General features: G+C 67.5%; 12 protein-coding genes. 1 reads left to right on the top strand and 11 read right to left on the bottom strand.

The features are described 5' to 3' along the window. Positions 1 to 91: 91 nt before the first annotated feature. The 10 genes from HGB39_RS04605 to glf form a co-directional block, all read right to left on the bottom strand. Positions 92 to 1,072, bottom strand: a complete 981-nt coding sequence (locus HGB39_RS04605; protein WP_005565878.1) for a cutinase family protein — start codon at positions 1,070 to 1,072, stop codon at positions 92 to 94. A gap of 6 nt (positions 1,073 to 1,078) precedes the next feature. Continuing rightward, on the bottom strand, positions 1,079 to 1,654 hold the full coding sequence (locus tag HGB39_RS04600; protein ID WP_064080280.1) for a DUF732 domain-containing protein: 576 nt from the start codon (positions 1,652 to 1,654) through the stop codon (positions 1,079 to 1,081). Between the two features lie 126 nt (positions 1,655 to 1,780). Further along, a complete protein-coding gene (locus tag HGB39_RS04595) occupies positions 1,781 to 3,667 on the bottom strand; it encodes an alpha/beta hydrolase-fold protein (RefSeq protein WP_064080285.1) in 1,887 nt (628 codons plus the stop codon). A gap of 131 nt (positions 3,668 to 3,798) precedes the next feature. After that, a complete protein-coding gene (locus tag HGB39_RS04590; protein ID WP_080606195.1) occupies positions 3,799 to 4,794 on the bottom strand; it encodes an alpha/beta hydrolase in 996 nt (331 codons plus the stop codon). 285 nt (positions 4,795 to 5,079) lie between these two features. After that, complete coding sequence (locus HGB39_RS04585; protein WP_043789365.1) at positions 5,080 to 6,090, bottom strand: alpha/beta hydrolase; 1,011 nt, start codon at positions 6,088 to 6,090, stop codon at positions 5,080 to 5,082. Between the two features lie 337 nt (positions 6,091 to 6,427). Next, positions 6,428 to 8,347 carry an arabinofuranosyltransferase AftB family protein gene (locus HGB39_RS04580; RefSeq protein WP_005565887.1) on the bottom strand — a complete coding sequence of 640 codons (1,920 nt, stop codon included), beginning with the start codon at positions 8,345 to 8,347 and terminating at the stop codon, positions 6,428 to 6,430. Position 8,348: 1 nt separating this feature from the next. Continuing rightward, a complete protein-coding gene (locus HGB39_RS04575) occupies positions 8,349 to 9,254 on the bottom strand; it encodes a decaprenyl-phosphate phosphoribosyltransferase (protein ID WP_005248842.1) in 906 nt (301 codons plus the stop codon). After that, positions 9,251 to 9,769, bottom strand: coding sequence for a phosphatase PAP2 family protein (locus HGB39_RS04570; RefSeq protein ID WP_005260442.1), 519 nt, complete (start codon positions 9,767 to 9,769; stop codon positions 9,251 to 9,253). Before HGB39_RS04570 ends, HGB39_RS04575 begins: the two co-directional genes overlap by 4 nt. Then, complete coding sequence (locus HGB39_RS04565; RefSeq protein WP_005248844.1) at positions 9,750 to 11,666, bottom strand: glycosyltransferase; 1,917 nt, start codon at positions 11,664 to 11,666, stop codon at positions 9,750 to 9,752. The genes HGB39_RS04570 and HGB39_RS04565 overlap by 20 nt, the downstream gene beginning before the upstream one ends. Then, the gene (gene glf, locus HGB39_RS04560; RefSeq protein ID WP_005260443.1) at positions 11,663 to 12,880 is read right to left on the bottom strand and encodes a UDP-galactopyranose mutase; all 1,218 of its coding nucleotides are present in this window, start codon (positions 12,878 to 12,880) and stop codon (positions 11,663 to 11,665) included. The genes HGB39_RS04565 and glf overlap by 4 nt, the downstream gene beginning before the upstream one ends. A gap of 147 nt (positions 12,881 to 13,027) precedes the next feature. On the opposite strand from glf, the gene HGB39_RS04555 reads away from it, so the two are divergent. Beyond that, a complete protein-coding gene (locus tag HGB39_RS04555; RefSeq protein WP_005565890.1) occupies positions 13,028 to 14,152 on the top strand; it encodes a glycosyltransferase in 1,125 nt (374 codons plus the stop codon). On the opposite strand, the gene HGB39_RS04550 is transcribed toward HGB39_RS04555, so the two are convergent. Then, the gene (locus HGB39_RS04550; RefSeq protein ID WP_005565891.1) at positions 14,149 to 15,723 is read right to left on the bottom strand and encodes a SpoIID/LytB domain-containing protein; all 1,575 of its coding nucleotides are present in this window, start codon (positions 15,721 to 15,723) and stop codon (positions 14,149 to 14,151) included. The two genes, HGB39_RS04555 and HGB39_RS04550, sit on opposite strands and share 4 nt — an antisense overlap. Positions 15,724 to 15,802: the final 79 nt, after the last annotated feature.

The following is a 15,802-nucleotide window of genomic DNA, read 5'->3' as shown; positions in this document are numbered from 1 at the left end:
GAAACGCACACTACCGGCCAGTACGCGTCTCGCCTATCTGTTTGGGACGTTTCACGGCTCACCGACCACGGTGAACCCACCCGCCACAAAATCAACTGTGTGCCGGGGTCGGGGCGGCGTCTATCTTCTCGGCAGCCCACCCGGCGATCCACTGCGTGGCCGTCGTGCCGGAGTCGTCGACGACGTACGAGTTGTACATCGCGTGGACGGGGTTGTTGTTGTACTCGAGTAGACGTAGTCCGCTTCCGATCCAGTTGCTCGGTTTCAACGCCTGCGCCGGGGCGTCGCAGATTCCGTCCGTCGGGGCGCAGATCTCGACCGCCCGGTCCGTGAGATCACCGAAACCGCCGGGGCGCGGGCCGGTCATTGTGATACCCGGGATCTGCAGACCGGCCAACGACAGTTCGGCTCCGACGCCGGTGACGGGCTGGCCGACATTCGTGGCGGCGGCCGGGTCGCGGCGACCGTCGGCGATGAGCCCGACACCCAGCACGAGATCGGCCGGAACAGGACCGTCACCTGCACCGATGCTCGACGCGACGTCGCCGGCGATGACCGCGCCCTGGGAGAAGCCGGTGAGCAGGAAGCTGGTCAGCGGGCACTCGGCGTGACGACGGATCAGGATGTCGTTGGTGGCGGCCGTGCCCGCGCCGCGGCTGTTGTTGTACGACTGCTGCCCGTCCGGCGGGAAGGCGATCGGGTTGGAGAACTGGGCGACGTACGGAACCGTGTACACGTCGGCGCGCGACGGCTCGAACTGCTCCTGCAGCGGCCGCGACACGTTGAGCATCAGCGACGCCGGGTTGGCCGACGGGTTGTACGGGTCGTCCGTCGGGCTGGACTCCCACGTGCCCGGGACGACCACCACCTGGACGTCGGGGCAGCTGGCCGGCTGGGCGTTGGGACGCTCGGGACCGGGCGGGGTCGGGATCGGCTTGGGCAGTCGCCCTGCGAGGAGATACCAGAGCGCGATCACTGCGACGAGAATCACCAGCAGGATCACGATCAGCACCACCAGCTTGCGCAGGAGGCTGCTCTTCTTCTTCCGCGTTCCGCGCCCGGTCAACGACATCGACGTCTACTTGCAGTAGGTCGCGTGGGCGACATCCATGTAGGTCTGGGCGTTGGCCGTCGCCTGCTCCTGGGTCAGTTCCTGACCCGCAGCCGACGCCTCGGTGCCGACCATCGCTGTGACGAACACCATCGCTTCGGCGTCGCTCTTGCCTTCGGCCTTGGCCTGGCAGATGAAGTCGGCGGTGCTCACGGCCATGGTGCCGTCGGCGGCCGGCTCGATGCCCTTGGCCTTCAGCGCGTCGAGGAACTTCTGGCCTTCGGCGCTGACCGGGACCTCGCTGGGGCCGGGGAAGTCGCCCGGAACTTCCTCGGGCTGCTCCGGCGGCGCCGTCGCCGCCTCACCCGGGCTCGTCACCGGCGCGGAGGCCGGGGCCGAGGCGCTCGCGCTGGGCGCGGCAGACGCCGAGCTCTCGGCGGAGCTGGACGCCGCAGCGGTCGTCGTGGCGCTGGTGGACGGGTTCGACGTCGCCGTGGAATCGTCGCTGCCGCACCCGACCAACAATCCGCTCGCTGCGACGGCGAGCGCGCCTACGGCGATCGTCCGTCGGAAGGTGGTGCTGATACGTGAGTGCTGCGGCATCTATTTCCGTCCTTGCTTTCCAAGTCGTTGTCTCTCGACAGGGTACAGACGCAGATCGGGCGGAACCCTGGTCCGCCGGACCCGGCCCCGCCCGCTGCGAGTGAGATTTCTACTGCGATCCGGCCATCAGTGAATCTCGGCCTTGTTGTCGATCACTGTGACGTAACCGGTCTGGAAGTTCTGCTGGACGCCGCCGGGGATGGCGAACTTGTCGCTGATCGGGAAGCCGAGCCGGCCGCCCTCGTAGCCGGCGCTCTTCCAGGCGTCGAAGATCGGTCCGTTCTCGACGGCCCACGCACCCGACAGCGGGCTCCAGTAGATGTTGCCGCCCTCGAACTGGTTGAACCGGCCGCCGTCCTTGACGGCGATCTCACTGGTCTTCGGGAAGCCGAGCCACCCGCCCTCGTAACCGAGTTCGGCATACTTGCCCATGATCATTCCCTGCACGCGGTGGGTGCCGTTCGCGGGACTGAAGTACATGGCGCCGATCTCGAAGCCCTGCACCGCGCCGTCCTTGCCGGGCGTCGGAACTTCCTCGGCCACCGGGTATCCGAGCGGTCCGCCCTCCCAGCCCTGACGTGCCCACTCGTCGCGGATCGCGCCGCGGACGGCGTGCGCCCCGGTCTGCGGCGACCAGTAGACGGACCCGTGCTCGAAGTGGTTGAAGCGGCCGCGACCGTCGGGGGTGGCCAATTCGGGCGTCGTCGGGTAGCCGAGCGGCCCACCCGGACCACCGGTCGCCTGGTAGACGCCGCCGATGGCGCCGGCCACCGGCTGCGCGCCGGTGTCGGACTTGGCGAAGATCCGGCCGTTGCGGAAGTCCTGCACCGTTCCGCCCGCGAGGCTGTACTCGGGGGTCAGGCAGTCGCCGATCCACGGGTTCGCGCCGGCGACCCCGGCGATGGAACCGCCTGTGGTGCACACCGGCTTGTCGGGTTCGACGTCGACGGCGCCGGCGAGCTGCGGCCACAGCTGGTGGAGCTCGAACTGCCAGTACGGCCACGAGTGTGTGCCGGACGGCCGGTAGTTGACCTGGGCGGGGATGCCCAGCTTGTTGAGCTTGGTCGCGAACGTCTGCGACGTGAGCCGCGACAGGATCTCGAGGCCTATACCCGCGTAATTGGTGCTGACGCCGGGGATTCCGGACGGCTGGTCGTACGGGCCGGTGGTTCCGCTACCGCTGGAGATGTACAGGCTGACGCCCTTGAGCTTGTCGGCCAGCAGGTAGGGGTCGTGCTCCTCCCACGCCGAACTGGTCGGGGGTCCCCACATCGCGTCCGCGTCGAATCCGCCTGCGTCGCTCATCGCGTACGCGACGGCCTGCGGCATCCCGAGCGCGGTGGTGGTGAGCATGCCGGACAGCGACGCGGCGAACGTGAAGAATCCCTGGTTGCGGGCCGCGAGGAACATCGCGGACGTGCCGCCCATCGAGAGTCCGATGACGCCGCGTGTCTGCGTGGTGCGCCAGTCGCTTTCGAGGATCGGGGGCAGTTCCTTCGTGAGGAATGTCTCCCACTGGTAGTTCTGACCGTTGTCCTGGGCCACCCAGTCGGAGTAGAAGCTGGACTGGCCGCCGACCGGGAGGACGACGTTGATGTTCTTGTCGGCGAAGAACGACTCGGCGTCGGTCTCGAGCGTCCAGCCGTTCTCGTTGTCCTGCGCGCGGAGACCGTCGAGCATGTAGACGGACGGGAACTTCTCCGTGGGCTTCGAGTTCCAGTCGCGCGCAAGCAGCATCTGCACCTGGATCGGCACGCCCATCGACGGAGAGTTGATCCAGATCGCCACGCGACGGTCGGTGAGCCAGTCGACGTGATGGATCGTCGCGCCGCCCGGAGCCTGCGTGGCCACCGGAGCCTGCGCGGCGACCGGCGCAGCCGAGACGGTGGCGGTCTGGGTGAACCCGACCGCCACCGGCACCACGAGCACAGCGGCAAGCGAGGCCAGCGTCCGCCTTCGGACATTCCCGGCCGACGAACGCTGACGTTCTGCCTTGAACAGGCCTACTCGCATGACGTTCACTCTCTCTCTGCGCGTCGAGGCCAACACGGAGCACGGCCTCGCGTTCCGGTTCTTTCTACACGCAAACGACAGACGAGTGGGAGTGCCGCGCTGTTACAGCTGGTGCAATTGTTACTTCCGAGCTACCCGATCGTGTTGCCGAGGTCGCCCGCCAGATCGTGGATCTGCTGCTGCCAGTAACGCCACGTGTGGATGCCGCGGGGCGGGAAGCTGTAGGTGACGTTCTTCGCGCCGAGGGTCGCCATCTTGACCTGGAAGGCACGGGTGTTCGCCAGCGACAGCGCCTCGAGGCTCGCACCGGTGCTCGCGTTGAAGACGTCCATGAATCCGGTCGGTGCGGCTCCGCCGGGGGCGGGGATGCCGTTGGCGGCCGACACCCACAGGCGGGTGTTGTTGTCGCGAAGCTTGTTCGCGAACACGAACGGGTCGTTGCGCAGCCACGCCGGGTTCCACGGCGGGCCCCACATCGCGTCGACGTTGTAGCGGCCGGCGTCGAGCATCGCGATGCGGATGGCCTCACGCATGCCGGGAGCCGAGATGTTCAGGTACCCGGACAGCGAGCCCGCGTAGTTGAACTGATCGGGGTGGTAGGCGGCGAGGGTCAGGGCGGCACTGCCACCCATCGACAGGCCGATGACGCCGTTACGGGTGGACTGGAACCCGAGGCGGTTCGCCAGTGCGTCGCGAAGTTCCTCCGTGAGGAACGTCTCCCACTTGTACGGGGTCTTCTGGCCGTTGAGGTTCGAGTTCGAAATCCAGTCGGAGTAGAAGCTGGACTGCCCGCCGACCGGCTGGACGACGTTGATGTTCTGCGAGGCGAGGAACGGGCCCGCGTCGGTGTTGACCTCCCAGCCGCTCAGGTCGTCCTGCGCGCGCAGACCGTCGAGCAGGTAGACCACCCGGTTGGTGTTGCCGTCGGCGGCCCGCCAGATGCGGCTCTTGATCGGGCCCATGGCGGAATCGACCCAGAAGTCCTGCGCGGCGGGGTCGAAGGCGGCGGATGCGGTTGCGCCGCCGCCCACCATGGTCACGCCCAGCGGCAGTGCGACCGCCAGAGCAATTGCGGCGGCAGTACGCCTGGCCCATCCGCTTGTTCTCGTCGAACCCCCAACACGCATGAACTCGTCTTCCCTCCGCTTGATCCGTCTCGCGCCGCGGCCGCGGCAACCTCTCGATAACTCTCGTGAAAATCTCACGTACAGACGCCACCCGCGCAGCGCTCGCTGCGCGGGTGGCGTCTCGACGGGATCACCTTACTGACAAAACGTTCCGTTGTGCACTCTCGGGGGAAGGGAATCCTGGGTTTTCCCTCACGCCCCGGCCGTGGCGCGGGCACCCCGGAGCGCACGAGTGCCGCCCCGCCGGATCGGCGGGGCGGCATTCGCCACGAGGGTGGTGTCAGATCACCAGGCGCCCAGTGTGTCCAGGATCTGGCCGCGCGCCTTGAACAACTCCGAGCCCCAGTACGGCCACGAGTGCGTGCCATTGGCGGGGAAGTCGAAGGTGGCCGGCACACCGAGGGTGGCCAGACGCACCTGGAAGGCGCGGGTGTTGGCCAGGGCGAGAGCCTCGAGGCCCATGCCGTTGGCGGTGTTGTAGTAGTCGATCGGAGCGCGCGGGTGGTCGAACTCACCGGGCAGACCGCTGGCAGCCGAGATGAACATCGACAGGCCCTGCAGACGCGGCGCGAACACGAACGGGTCGTTACGCAGCCACGCCGGGTTCCACGGCGGACCCCACATCGAGTCGACGTTGAAGCGGCCGGCGTCGAGCATCGCGACGCGGATCGCCTCACGCATGCCGGGAGCCGAGATGTTCAGGTAGCCGGACAGCGAACCGGCGAACTTGAACTGGTCGCGGTGGTACGCGGCGAGAGTCAGAGCGGCGCTGCCACCCATCGACAGGCCGAGGACGGCGTTGTTGGTGCGCGAGACGCCGTAGTTGGCCAGGAAGTCGGGCAGTTCCTGCGTCAGGAACGTCTCCCACTTGTACGTGACGGGCTGACCGTTGAAGTTGCTCGCCGAGTACCAGTCGGAGTAGAAGCTGGACTCGCCACCGACGGGCATGACCAGGGTCACGTTGTCGTTGCGGTACTGGTCGAACGCGTTGGTCTCGAAACTCCACGCGTTGCGGTCGTTGCGGGCGCGCAGTCCGTCGAGCAGGTACAGGGCGGCGCTACCGCCGCGGGCTGCCCACTGGACCTGGACCTTGATCGGTCCCATGGAAGAGGGAACCCACAGTTCCTCGTAGCCACCGGCCGGCGCGGTCTTGGCGGGACCCGCGTGCGTCGGTGCTGCTGCGGCGACGGCTCCACCAGCGATTCCTGCGCCCATAGGCAGTACCAGTGCGACGGCTCCGATGGCCATCGCACGCTGCTTGAGGCGCTGAGACAACCTCGGTCTGGCAAAACGCATGAATACTGCTCACTCTCTTCGTCTGCGGACTCCGCCACTGGGCGGCTCCGGCGGATTCCGTCGGGGAACAGGCGACCTGCCGGCCCGGGCATGAAGCCGGGTCGGCAGCGGACCTCTTCCAAGTCACACTGCGCTCGGTGGACTGTATGTCACACGAACTTCTCTGACAAACGCTCACGGAGCGCTTTCCAGGGAACTTCCCAGACCACCGTCACGATGACTCATCATCGACGTACATCGTCGCCGACAGTTCCTGCGTTACACAAACGAGATCTGATGTTCCGACATCGAGATCTACCCGGGACGCCCTGGTGACCCACGCCCCGCCCGGTTCGCCCTATTTGGCTGGTTCCGGGAACGGCGGCTCGAGATTGCACCGCTGAATTTCATATGCGGGCACTCGTTCGAATCGATAACTCGCGAAATGCAGCGCATCCTTGAAATTCTGCTTGAATCGCGGCCACGTCAGTTCCGACCGATACGACGTCAGCAGGTCCTGCGTCTCGGGGCACGTGAGCGCGACCCGCGCCTCGGTCACCCATTCCTCATCGAGGAATCCGGGCATCCACGGGTGCTTGTCGATCATTCCCGTGTCCACCACGACCCAGTCGGGGTACAGGTTCTTGTCGTGCCCGATACGGCCGTCGTCCAACCGCTCGGTGTGCGCCGCGAGCGGGTAGGCGAGACCCATCTGGTCCAGCACACGCACGTCGAGACCGACGTTCATGCTCGTCATGCCGAGGTTCAGGAAGTACACCGTGTGACCTGCGCCGCCGTCCGGGATCGGAAGGGGCGGAGGAACGACGAACCAGTACGTGTAATCGGCGGACGGGATGAGCAGGCCGCCGTCCGGGGTGTCCGAGATGGTCTGCACCATGGCGCGCATCCGCGGGTAGTCCAGATAATCGTCCGCGCGAATCGGGTGCGCATGACCGGTGTTGAGAACGTAGAAGGCGCGTTCGTCGACAATTCCGGAACGTCCGATAACGACACCTTCCGGCATTCCCGTCGTGTTCGACGCGAAAAACGCCCACACGACGGTGCCGGCCCACAGGAAAGCCATTGCGAGGAAAATCGACGATTCCCCATTACGCCCCCACGCCGCCCGGTCCGGAATTCGCACCGGAATTACGGCGACGGGAACGATGAAACAGAACAGAACGGGGAGAAGAACGCGGCCGTGCATGAAGTCGCCGCCGACGCGCAACGAGTACAGACCGAGGATCAGCCCGCTCGCGAGAATGAACACGACGACGGCGTTCTGCGTCCGCAGCCATCCGCGCAGGCGCGTCAGCCGATTTCCTTCGGTGTGACGAACACCATCTTCGATGGACTTGTCCCGGCCGCGCCAGGCGATCACGGCGCCGGCGAAAAGGAAGACCAGCGGTAGCCACAGCAGGTACGGGCCGAGCAGATTCCAGAGGTAGGCGAAACCCTGCGACCACTTGGCGCCGCCGGCGTCCTTCGACACCGCGGTGTTGGGGTACGGGAGGGCGTAATAGCCCATTCGCCAGATCTGGTAGCCCACCGGGACGATGCCGGCGACGAACACCATCGCCACCCGCACCACCCAGGTGAGACCGGGAGCGAGGAAGATCATGGCCAGCGACAGCACACCCAGGATCGCCAGCTCGGGGCGCACGAGGGGCCCCATGCCCGCGATGAACGAGAGAACGAGCACCGAGGTGGTGGACGGAGCGGTGGCCTGACTCCATCGGACCAGCAGCAGCCAGAGCAGCGCGATCCAGAAGATGACCAGGCAGCTTTCGAGACCCGACGTCGCGAAGTCGCGGGCCGGGGGCACCGCGATGTACACGAGCACACCGGCGGGCATCAGCAACAGCGTGCCGCCGCCGGCGAAGGACCCACCGCGGTACAGGCGCGCGGTGCCGAACATGGCGAGCACGATCGCCGCCGTGGACAGGATCAGCGCGATCGTCAGGACGACGTATTCGAGCCGGGCCTGGGAGAGCCAGCTGAACGCGTAGACGATGTATGTCCACGCGGTGCTGGTGTTGGCCTCGACACGCTCACCCGAGTTGAAGACCGGACCGTTGCCTGCGAGGAGGTTGCGGACCGTGCGCAGCACGATCAGACCGTCGTCGGCAATCCATCGCCGTTCCCAGGCACCCCAGAACATCAGGAGAGCCGAGATGGCCACACCCCCGAGGAAGACCACCCTCGAGAGGATGGCCTTCCGGTGGCGTTCGGTGGTCCGCTCCGCGGCGGCGTCCGAGTCCTCGGCGCCTCCTACCAAGTCAGACGAGGTAGACAGCGACACCCACCACTCCGATCCAGGCAATCGCGAGGAGTTGGAGCACGCGGTCGCCCAGCGCGATCTCCTCGGGCTCCCCCGCCTCGCCGCCGTCGACGTCCACGGCGTAACGCAGGATCGCGATGGTGAACGGCACCATGGAGATGGCGTACCAGTTGGTGGCCTTCAGGTCGTCCTGCTGGAACGCCCACAGTCCGTAGCAGAGCACGACCGCGGTGGCGCTGAGCGTCCACACGAAACGCAGGTACGTCGTGGTGTAGTTCTCCAGGGACTTGCGGATCTTCGCGCCGGTGCGCTCGGCGAGCTGCAGTTCGGCGTATCGCTTACCGGCCGCCATGAACAGCGAACCGAAAGCCATGACCAGCAGGAACCACTGCGACAGCGCGATCTCGGCGGCCACACCGCCTGCGATGGCGCGCAGCAGGAACCCGGACGAGACGATGCAGATGTCGAGGACGGCCTGGTGTTTGAGACCGAAGCAGTAGGCCAGCTGGATGCCGATGTAGACGGCCATCACGACCGCCAGCTGCCAGTTGGCGAGGAACGACAGGGCGATGGACCCGCCGAGCAGCACGACCGCCATGCCGAACGCCAGGTTGACGGGCAGCACACCGGCCGCGATGGGGCGGAATCGCTTGGTGGGGTGCGCGCGGTCCGCCTCGACGTCCATCGCGTCGTTGACGAGGTAGATGCCGGACGCTGCCATGCAGAACACCACGAAGGCGAGTGCGACGGGAAGCAGGACGTCGGATTCCGTCGCCGTGCCCGCGGCGACGGGAGCTGCGAGGACCAGGACGTTCTTGACCCACTGACGCGGGCGGACGGCCTTGACGATGCCTGCCGCCAGGGATGTCGGGGGTCCGGTGACGACGGCCGGTTCCTCGCTCATTTCTCTCCAAACTTCTGCTCGGCCTTCAGCACCGCGACCGCAGAGGCGGCCCCCAGGGCAGATCCGGCGAGCACATCGGTCGGGTAGTGCACTCCCAGAACGAGCCGGGAGAGCAGCATCGGCGGTACCAACAACGCAGGCAAGGGTAGCCCGGTGAGACGGCCGAGCAGCACGGCAGCCGCTGTCGTGGACGTTGCGTGCGACGACGGGAAGCTCAATTTGCTGGGCGTCGACACGTTGACCTGGATCGACGGGTCGTTCGGCCGGGGGCGGCGGACGATGCGTTTGATCACGATCGAGGCCGCGTGGGCGCCGACGGCACCCACCGCAACTCCCGCCCACTGCCGGCGACGAGGCTTGTCGAGTGCCGCGCCGATGCCGGCGACGGCCACCCACCCGAGGGCGTGCTCACCGAAGTGCGACATACCCCGGGCGGTCGAGACGACGCCGGGACGGCTCGCGATCGTCGACTGGACGGTGTGCAGGATGTGAATCTCACTGGATGCCGAAGACACGTTCCCACCTCTCCTTGCTGGTCAGGGCAGGAACGGCGTCCTGGTACTCGCGCTTGAGCTCGGGGAACCGCTGGGCCAGTTCACGGCGCAACCGGATCGCTTCCTTCAGCAGCGCGAGCGCCAGCTTGGGGTTGCGCTTGCGGTAGACGACTCCTCGCCCGTCCGCGGTGGTGACGGTGACGCCGTCCACCTGGGACAGCAGGAACCACCGCGCGTCGATGGTGGGCACGTTGAGCTGGGGACGCTCGTGGTGCTGCTCGTGCGCGGGCTTCACGTTGTGGACCAGGCCCTTGCCGAGACGCACGATCTTCGCGAGCGGGTTCGTCGGCAGGCCGACCGCGCCGACTTCCTCACCGGAGGGCAGCGGCAGGCTCGTCGACGACGGCAGCACGACGGCGTCCGGGTACTCCTTGCGCATCGCGTGGACGTTACCGAGCGCGGTCGGGAGCAGTTCGAAGATGTGCTCGGGGCCCTGCAGGAAGTCGGCGATGGCCTGGTTCTGGATCGCGACGGTCGAGTACTCGAGGCACAGCAGGTGCTTGATCGTGGCCTTGACGGTGTTGATCACGAGTCCGCGGCCGTTGCCCGGCATGTGCAGGGCCGCGACGACGAGCCGGTTACGGAGGTGGAAGTACGCCTGCCAGTCGATGGCGTCGTCCTTGTCGCTCCACGCCATGTGCCAGATCGCGGCACCGGGCATGGTCACGGTCGGGTAGCCGGCATCCCGGGCACGCAGGCCGTATTCGGCGTCGTCCCATTTGATGAACAGCGGCAGCGGCTGACCGAGTTCCTCGGCGGCCTGCCGCGGGATCATGCACATCCACCAGCCGTTGTAGTCGACGTCGATCCGGCGGTGCAGCAGCCGGGAGTTCTCGCGGTCACTGAGCGGGTAGCGGGAGAAGTCGTGGTCGTACTCGACGTTCGGGGCGGCCGTCCACATGAAGATGCTGCGGTCGACGACCTCGCCCATCGAGTGCAGGTGACTGCGCTCCTGGAGGTTCAGCATCTGCCCGCCGACGAGCATCGGCGACTTCGCGAACCGCGACATCGCCAGCGCGCGCAGGATCGAGTCGGGTTCGATCTCGATGTCGTCGTCCATGAACAGGATGTGCTGGCAGTCGGTGGTCTTCAGCGCCTCGTACATGATCCGGCTGTAGCCGCCGGACCCGCCGAGGTTCGCCTGGTCGTGGATGGCCAGCCGGTCGCCGAGCGCTTCGGCCGCCTCCGTGAAGCCGGGCTCGTCCTTGACCTTGCGGGTGCCCTGGTCCGGAATGATGACGGCCTTGACCACGTCCATGACGAGTTCGTCGGACGCCAGCGCCGTCAGCGCCTTGACGCAGTCGGTGGGCCGGTTGAACGTGGGGATGCCGACGGCGACGGTGGCCTCACCGGGGGCGTCGACCGGCGCGTACCAGCCGGCGCTCTCCAGCACGACCTCGGTGTCGGTGGTGATGTCGAACCAGATCCAGCCGCCGTCCTCGAACGGGGCGAGTTCGATCTCGAACTCCAGCGCGGCGTCACCGTCCTGGAACTCGCGGCCTTCGACGTGGATGCGCGACGAGTCGGCCTTCGAGCGGTACACGTCGATGCGGCAGTGCCCCGACAGCTCGAGACGCAGCACCACGGAGTTCAGGGTGCTCCACCGGCGCCAGTAGCTGGCCGGGAACGCGTTGAAGTAGGTGCAGAACGACGCCTCCGCCTCGGCGCCGACCGACAGCGAGGTGCGCGAGAGCGAATGCGCGCGACGACTGTTGGTCTTCGCCTCCTCCAGGTAGAGGGTGCGGACGTCGAGCGGCTCGCCGGCACGCGGCAGGATCACCCGCTGCAGCAGCGACTTGCCCAGTAACGGGGCGTCCTCGGTGACCTTCTCGGATTCGAGCAGATGTCGGGCGCTCATTCGGCATCCCCCACCAGGGCCGCACCGGATTCGAAGTGCGGACGCAGGGAGTTGTCGAACATCGACAGCGCGCTGGCGATCGCCATGTGCATGTCCAGGTACTGGTAGGTGCCGAGACGGCCGCCGAACAGAACCTGGTTCGACGCCATCTCCTCCTTCGCGCGGTCGCGGTAGGCGGCGAGCATCGCGCGGTCGTCGGGAGTGTTGATCGGGTAGTACGGCTCGTCCTTGCTCTCCGCGAACCGCGAGAACTCCCGCATGATGACCGTCTTGTCCTTCGGGTAGTCCCGCTCCGGGTGGAAGTGGCGGAACTCGTGGATCCGGGTGAAGGGCACGTCGGCGTCGTTGTAGTTCATGACCGGGGTTCCCTGGAAGTCGCCGGTCTCGAGCACCTCGGTCTCGAAGTCGAGGGTGCGCCAGCCCAGCTCGCCCTCGGAGTAGTCGAAGTAGCGGTCGAGGGGGCCGGTGTAGACGACGGGGGCGTCGGGGCTCTCGGCGCGCAGGTCGTCGCGGACGTCGAACCAGTCGGTCTCGAGCCGGACCTCGATCTTCGGGTCCTTCGCCATGTTCTCGAGCCACGCGGTGTAGCCGTCGACGGGCAGGCCCTCGTACGTGTCGTTGAAGTAGCGGTTGTCGAACGTGTACCGCACCGGCAGGCGGGTGATGTTGCCCGCGGGCAGGTTCTTGGGGTCCGTCTGCCACTGCTTGGCGGTGTAGTCGCGCACGAACGCCTCGTACAGCGGCCGCCCGATCAGGGAGATCGCCTTCTCCTCCAAGTTGGACGCGGACGCCGAGTCGATCTCGCTGGACTGCTCGGCGATCAGCTTCCGCGCCTCGTCCGGGGTGAAGTAGCGCCCGAAGAACTGCGACACCAGGCCCAGCCCCATCGGGAACTGGTACGCCTGCCCCTTGTGCAGCGCGAACACGCGGTGCTGGTAGTTCGTGAATTCGGTGAACTGGGTGACGTAGTCCCACACCCTCTTGTTCGAGGTGTGGAACAGGTGCGCTCCGTACTTGTGGATCTCGATGCCGGTCTCGGGCTCGGCCTCCGAATAGGCGTTTCCGCCCAGGTGATGACGACGGTCGAGCACCAGCACACGCTTACCCAGCTGTGTTGCTGCACGCTCGGCGACGGTCAGTCCGAAAAATCCGGAGCCGACGACGATGAGGTCGTACCGGCCAGGGGCGGTTGTCTCTGGGGTTGCAGCGGTCACGATGAACCAGGGTAAGCGACTCCGCCGCCCGTGCGCGGCCAAGGGGGGCAAGGACCCCCTCGGCACGCACGAGGAGTTCTCCCTGTATTCACCGGTTCTGCAGACCTCGTTGTTCCCGCCGACGCGGCGATCGCGCTTCATGAGCGGGTGCGCATCGTCCAGCTGGCGAACTTCTACGGACCGCGGTCGGGTGGGCTTCGCACCGCCCTCCACAACTGGGGTCAGGGGTACGTCGAACGCGGGCACGAGGTGGTCCTCGTCGTCCCAGGTCAGCGCGACTGCGAGGAGCTGCTGCCGAGTGGGGTCCTGCGGATCACGCGGTCTGCTCCCACCATCCCCGCGACCGGGGGTTATCGCGTGGTCAATCCGCGGCGGGTGGCCGACGTCGTCAGCGGTCTGCGACCCGACGTCCTGGAGGTGTCCGACCGGCTCACTCTGCGCGGTTTCGGGGGCTGGGCCCGCACCCGTGGGGTGCGCAGTGTGGTCGTGTCACACGAACGCCTCGACCGGCTGCTCGGCCAACTCGCTCCGCGTCGAGTGGCCCGCGGCTGGGCCGATATCGCGAACCGCCGGATGGCCCGCAATTACGACGCCGTCGTCTGCACGACGGACTTCGCGAGCGAGGAGTTCACCCGGATCGGGGCCCCCAATCTGCACCGGGTCCCGCTCGGTGTGGACCTCACGATGTTCCATCCCGGCAAACACGACCAGGTGATGCGCGACTCGTTCGCCGACCCGGCGCAACGTTTCCTTCTGCACTGCGGCCGGCTGTCGGTGGAGAAACAGGTGGAACGGAGCATCGACGCCGTCCGGCTGCTGCGGCGGCAGGGCCACGACGCCCGGCTGGTCATCGCCGGGGACGGCCCGCGGCGTGAGGCGCTGCAGTACCGGGCCCGCGGGCTCCCCGTGCACTTCACCGGTTTCATCAGCGACAAGGGCCGCCTGGCGTCGCTGTTCGCGTCGGCGGACGTGTCGCTGGCGCCCGGACCGCACGAGACGTTCTGCCTGTCGGCGCTCGAGTCGCTCGCGGCGGGCACCCCGGTGGTCGCGTCACAGTCGTCGGCGCTCGCCGAGATCATCACACCCGGCTGCGGCGCCCTGGCCCGGGACCGGGGTCCCGCGTTCGCCGAAGCGGTGAGCGGCATACTCGCGATCCCCTCACGCACGCGCCGGGCGTCGGCCCGACGGCGGGCCGAGGACTTCGGCTGGGGCGAGTCCGTCGACGGGATGCTCGCCGTGCTCGAGGGAACCGGTCCGCTCTGCCCGGCCTAACTGCCGCCCGTCGGTAACCACTCGCGCAGCACGCTGGCGTCGATCACCTGCGCGCCCAGCTTCTTGGTCCAGATGATGGTTCCGTTGGTGTACATCCGGAACTTCCCCGCCTCCGACGGCAGCATCATCTCGGGACCGATCGGCGCTCCCAGCGTGCTGTTGACGCCGCCGAGTTCCTTGTACTTCTCGGCGATCGGCGAACCCTCGGTGGTGCCGACGGTGTCCTCGTCCTCACCCGCGGACGCGAGGGTGGACTCGGGTTCGGGGGCGGAAGGCGGTGCGGGGACGCCGAGCCCGTCACCGACCGTGAACCAGTCGGACTTGAGTTTCAGCTTCGACCGCGCCTCGGCGCCCGTCGCCTCGGCGGTGCCCGACGATCCGACCACCTTCACACCGGTGACGCGTCCGCCGTCGACTCCGAAGTTGTTGCGGGTGACCACCTCGAACGATTCGAGGTCTCCGACGTTGAACGCGGACGCGATGTCGCCCGCGGTGAGGGTCACCGTCCAGTCGTGGTTCGGTGACACGGTGTCGCCCTGGTCCTCGACGGCCGGGAACTCGCCGCCCGCGGTGTATCCGCCTGTGGACGAGGAGAATTCGGCGGCGACGGGCTTGTTGTCCTTCGTCAGGATGGTGCCCTTGGTAGAACGGACGGCGTCGGTGGTCCGCGGGTCTTCCTTCGCGGAACCCCCGTACACCTGGCAGCTCTGGGTGTCGCAGGTCTTCGCGTACTCTTCCCGGTTCTCGGCGGCAGCGTAGGAGCGGGCCGCGACGGCCTGCGCCCGAAGCGCCTCGGCCCCACCGGTGTCGGCCCAGCCGGCTTTCGCCTCGGCGGGCACGACGCCCAGGAGGTAGTCGTCCATGTCGAGGACGTTGACGGTGCGGACGGCGGCGCCGTCGAGCGCGACCCCGAGCGCGCCGCGGTAGGGGGTGTCACCGGCGCACAGCTTCAAGTGCTCGTTCGCGGGACGGTCCGGGGTCAGGTCGACCGGGTCCACCCACGGATGGTCGGTGGCGTCCTGCCACAGGACCTCGCCGGCACATCCGCGCGTCACCACGACGTTGGCGCCGCCGTCGGCGGTCGGCGTGAGGTGGACGGCCTCTCCCGGTCCGACGGGCTTGCCGGCGACGACGGCGCCGGCGTCGGAGTAGACGTCGAGCGGCTGATCGTCACGCGCCTGCAGCCGGACGCTGATCTGTGCGTCGGCGAGGGTGCCGAGTGTGGTGCCGCCGTAGTAGTGGCCGAGGATGCGCTCGGCCGCCCATCCCTGATCTTTCGCGTATCCGTAGGCGCCCCACTGGCCCATCCCGCGGCCGTGGCCGTTGCCGTGCCCGGAGAGCGTGTACGGCGTGTCGGAGGCGACGGTTTCCCGGACGTCCTGGCCGGAGGAGCGCACGTGCACGACGACGCCGGTGACGGCGCCGACGACGAGGACGGGTGCGATGCCGAGCGCCGACGCGCGCAGAAGTCTGGCCGTGAATCCGCGCGGGGCGGGAGGGCCCGCGATGTACCGCCTCCTGCGGGTCCAGGCAGGTCTACCTGCACGAACCCCGAATTCGGTCTTCGCCATCACTGCACTCCTCATCGCTGAACAACGAGCGCTGAGACGGGGCGTGCACCTCGTCTCAGCGGGTCCGAGAAATTCGGGA

Source organism: Rhodococcus opacus (genome assembly GCF_012396235.1).
Taxonomy (GTDB): domain Bacteria; phylum Actinomycetota; class Actinomycetes; order Mycobacteriales; family Mycobacteriaceae; genus Rhodococcus_F; species Rhodococcus_F opacus.
Note: the sequence above shows the minus strand (reverse complement) of the source record. Positions and strands in the feature narration are given on the sequence as shown.

Coding starts and splice junctions, on each gene's coding strand:
- HGB39_RS04605 (WP_005565878.1), bottom strand. CDS start 1,072: ATGTCGTTGACCGGGCGCGGAACGCGGAAGAAGAAGAGCAGCCTCCTG.
- HGB39_RS04600 (WP_064080280.1), bottom strand. CDS start 1,654: ATGCCGCAGCACTCACGTATCAGCACCACCTTCCGACGGACGATCGCC.
- HGB39_RS04585 (WP_043789365.1), bottom strand. CDS start 6,090: ATGCGTTTTGCCAGACCGAGGTTGTCTCAGCGCCTCAAGCAGCGTGCG.
- HGB39_RS04595 (WP_064080285.1), bottom strand. CDS start 3,667: ATGCGAGTAGGCCTGTTCAAGGCAGAACGTCAGCGTTCGTCGGCCGGG.
- HGB39_RS04575 (WP_005248842.1), bottom strand. CDS start 9,254: ATGAGCGAGGAACCGGCCGTCGTCACCGGACCCCCGACATCCCTGGCG.
- HGB39_RS04550 (WP_005565891.1), bottom strand. CDS start 15,723: ATGGCGAAGACCGAATTCGGGGTTCGTGCAGGTAGACCTGCCTGGACC.
- HGB39_RS04590 (WP_080606195.1), bottom strand. CDS start 4,794: ATGCGTGTTGGGGGTTCGACGAGAACAAGCGGATGGGCCAGGCGTACT.
- HGB39_RS04565 (WP_005248844.1), bottom strand. CDS start 11,666: ATGAGCGCCCGACATCTGCTCGAATCCGAGAAGGTCACCGAGGACGCC.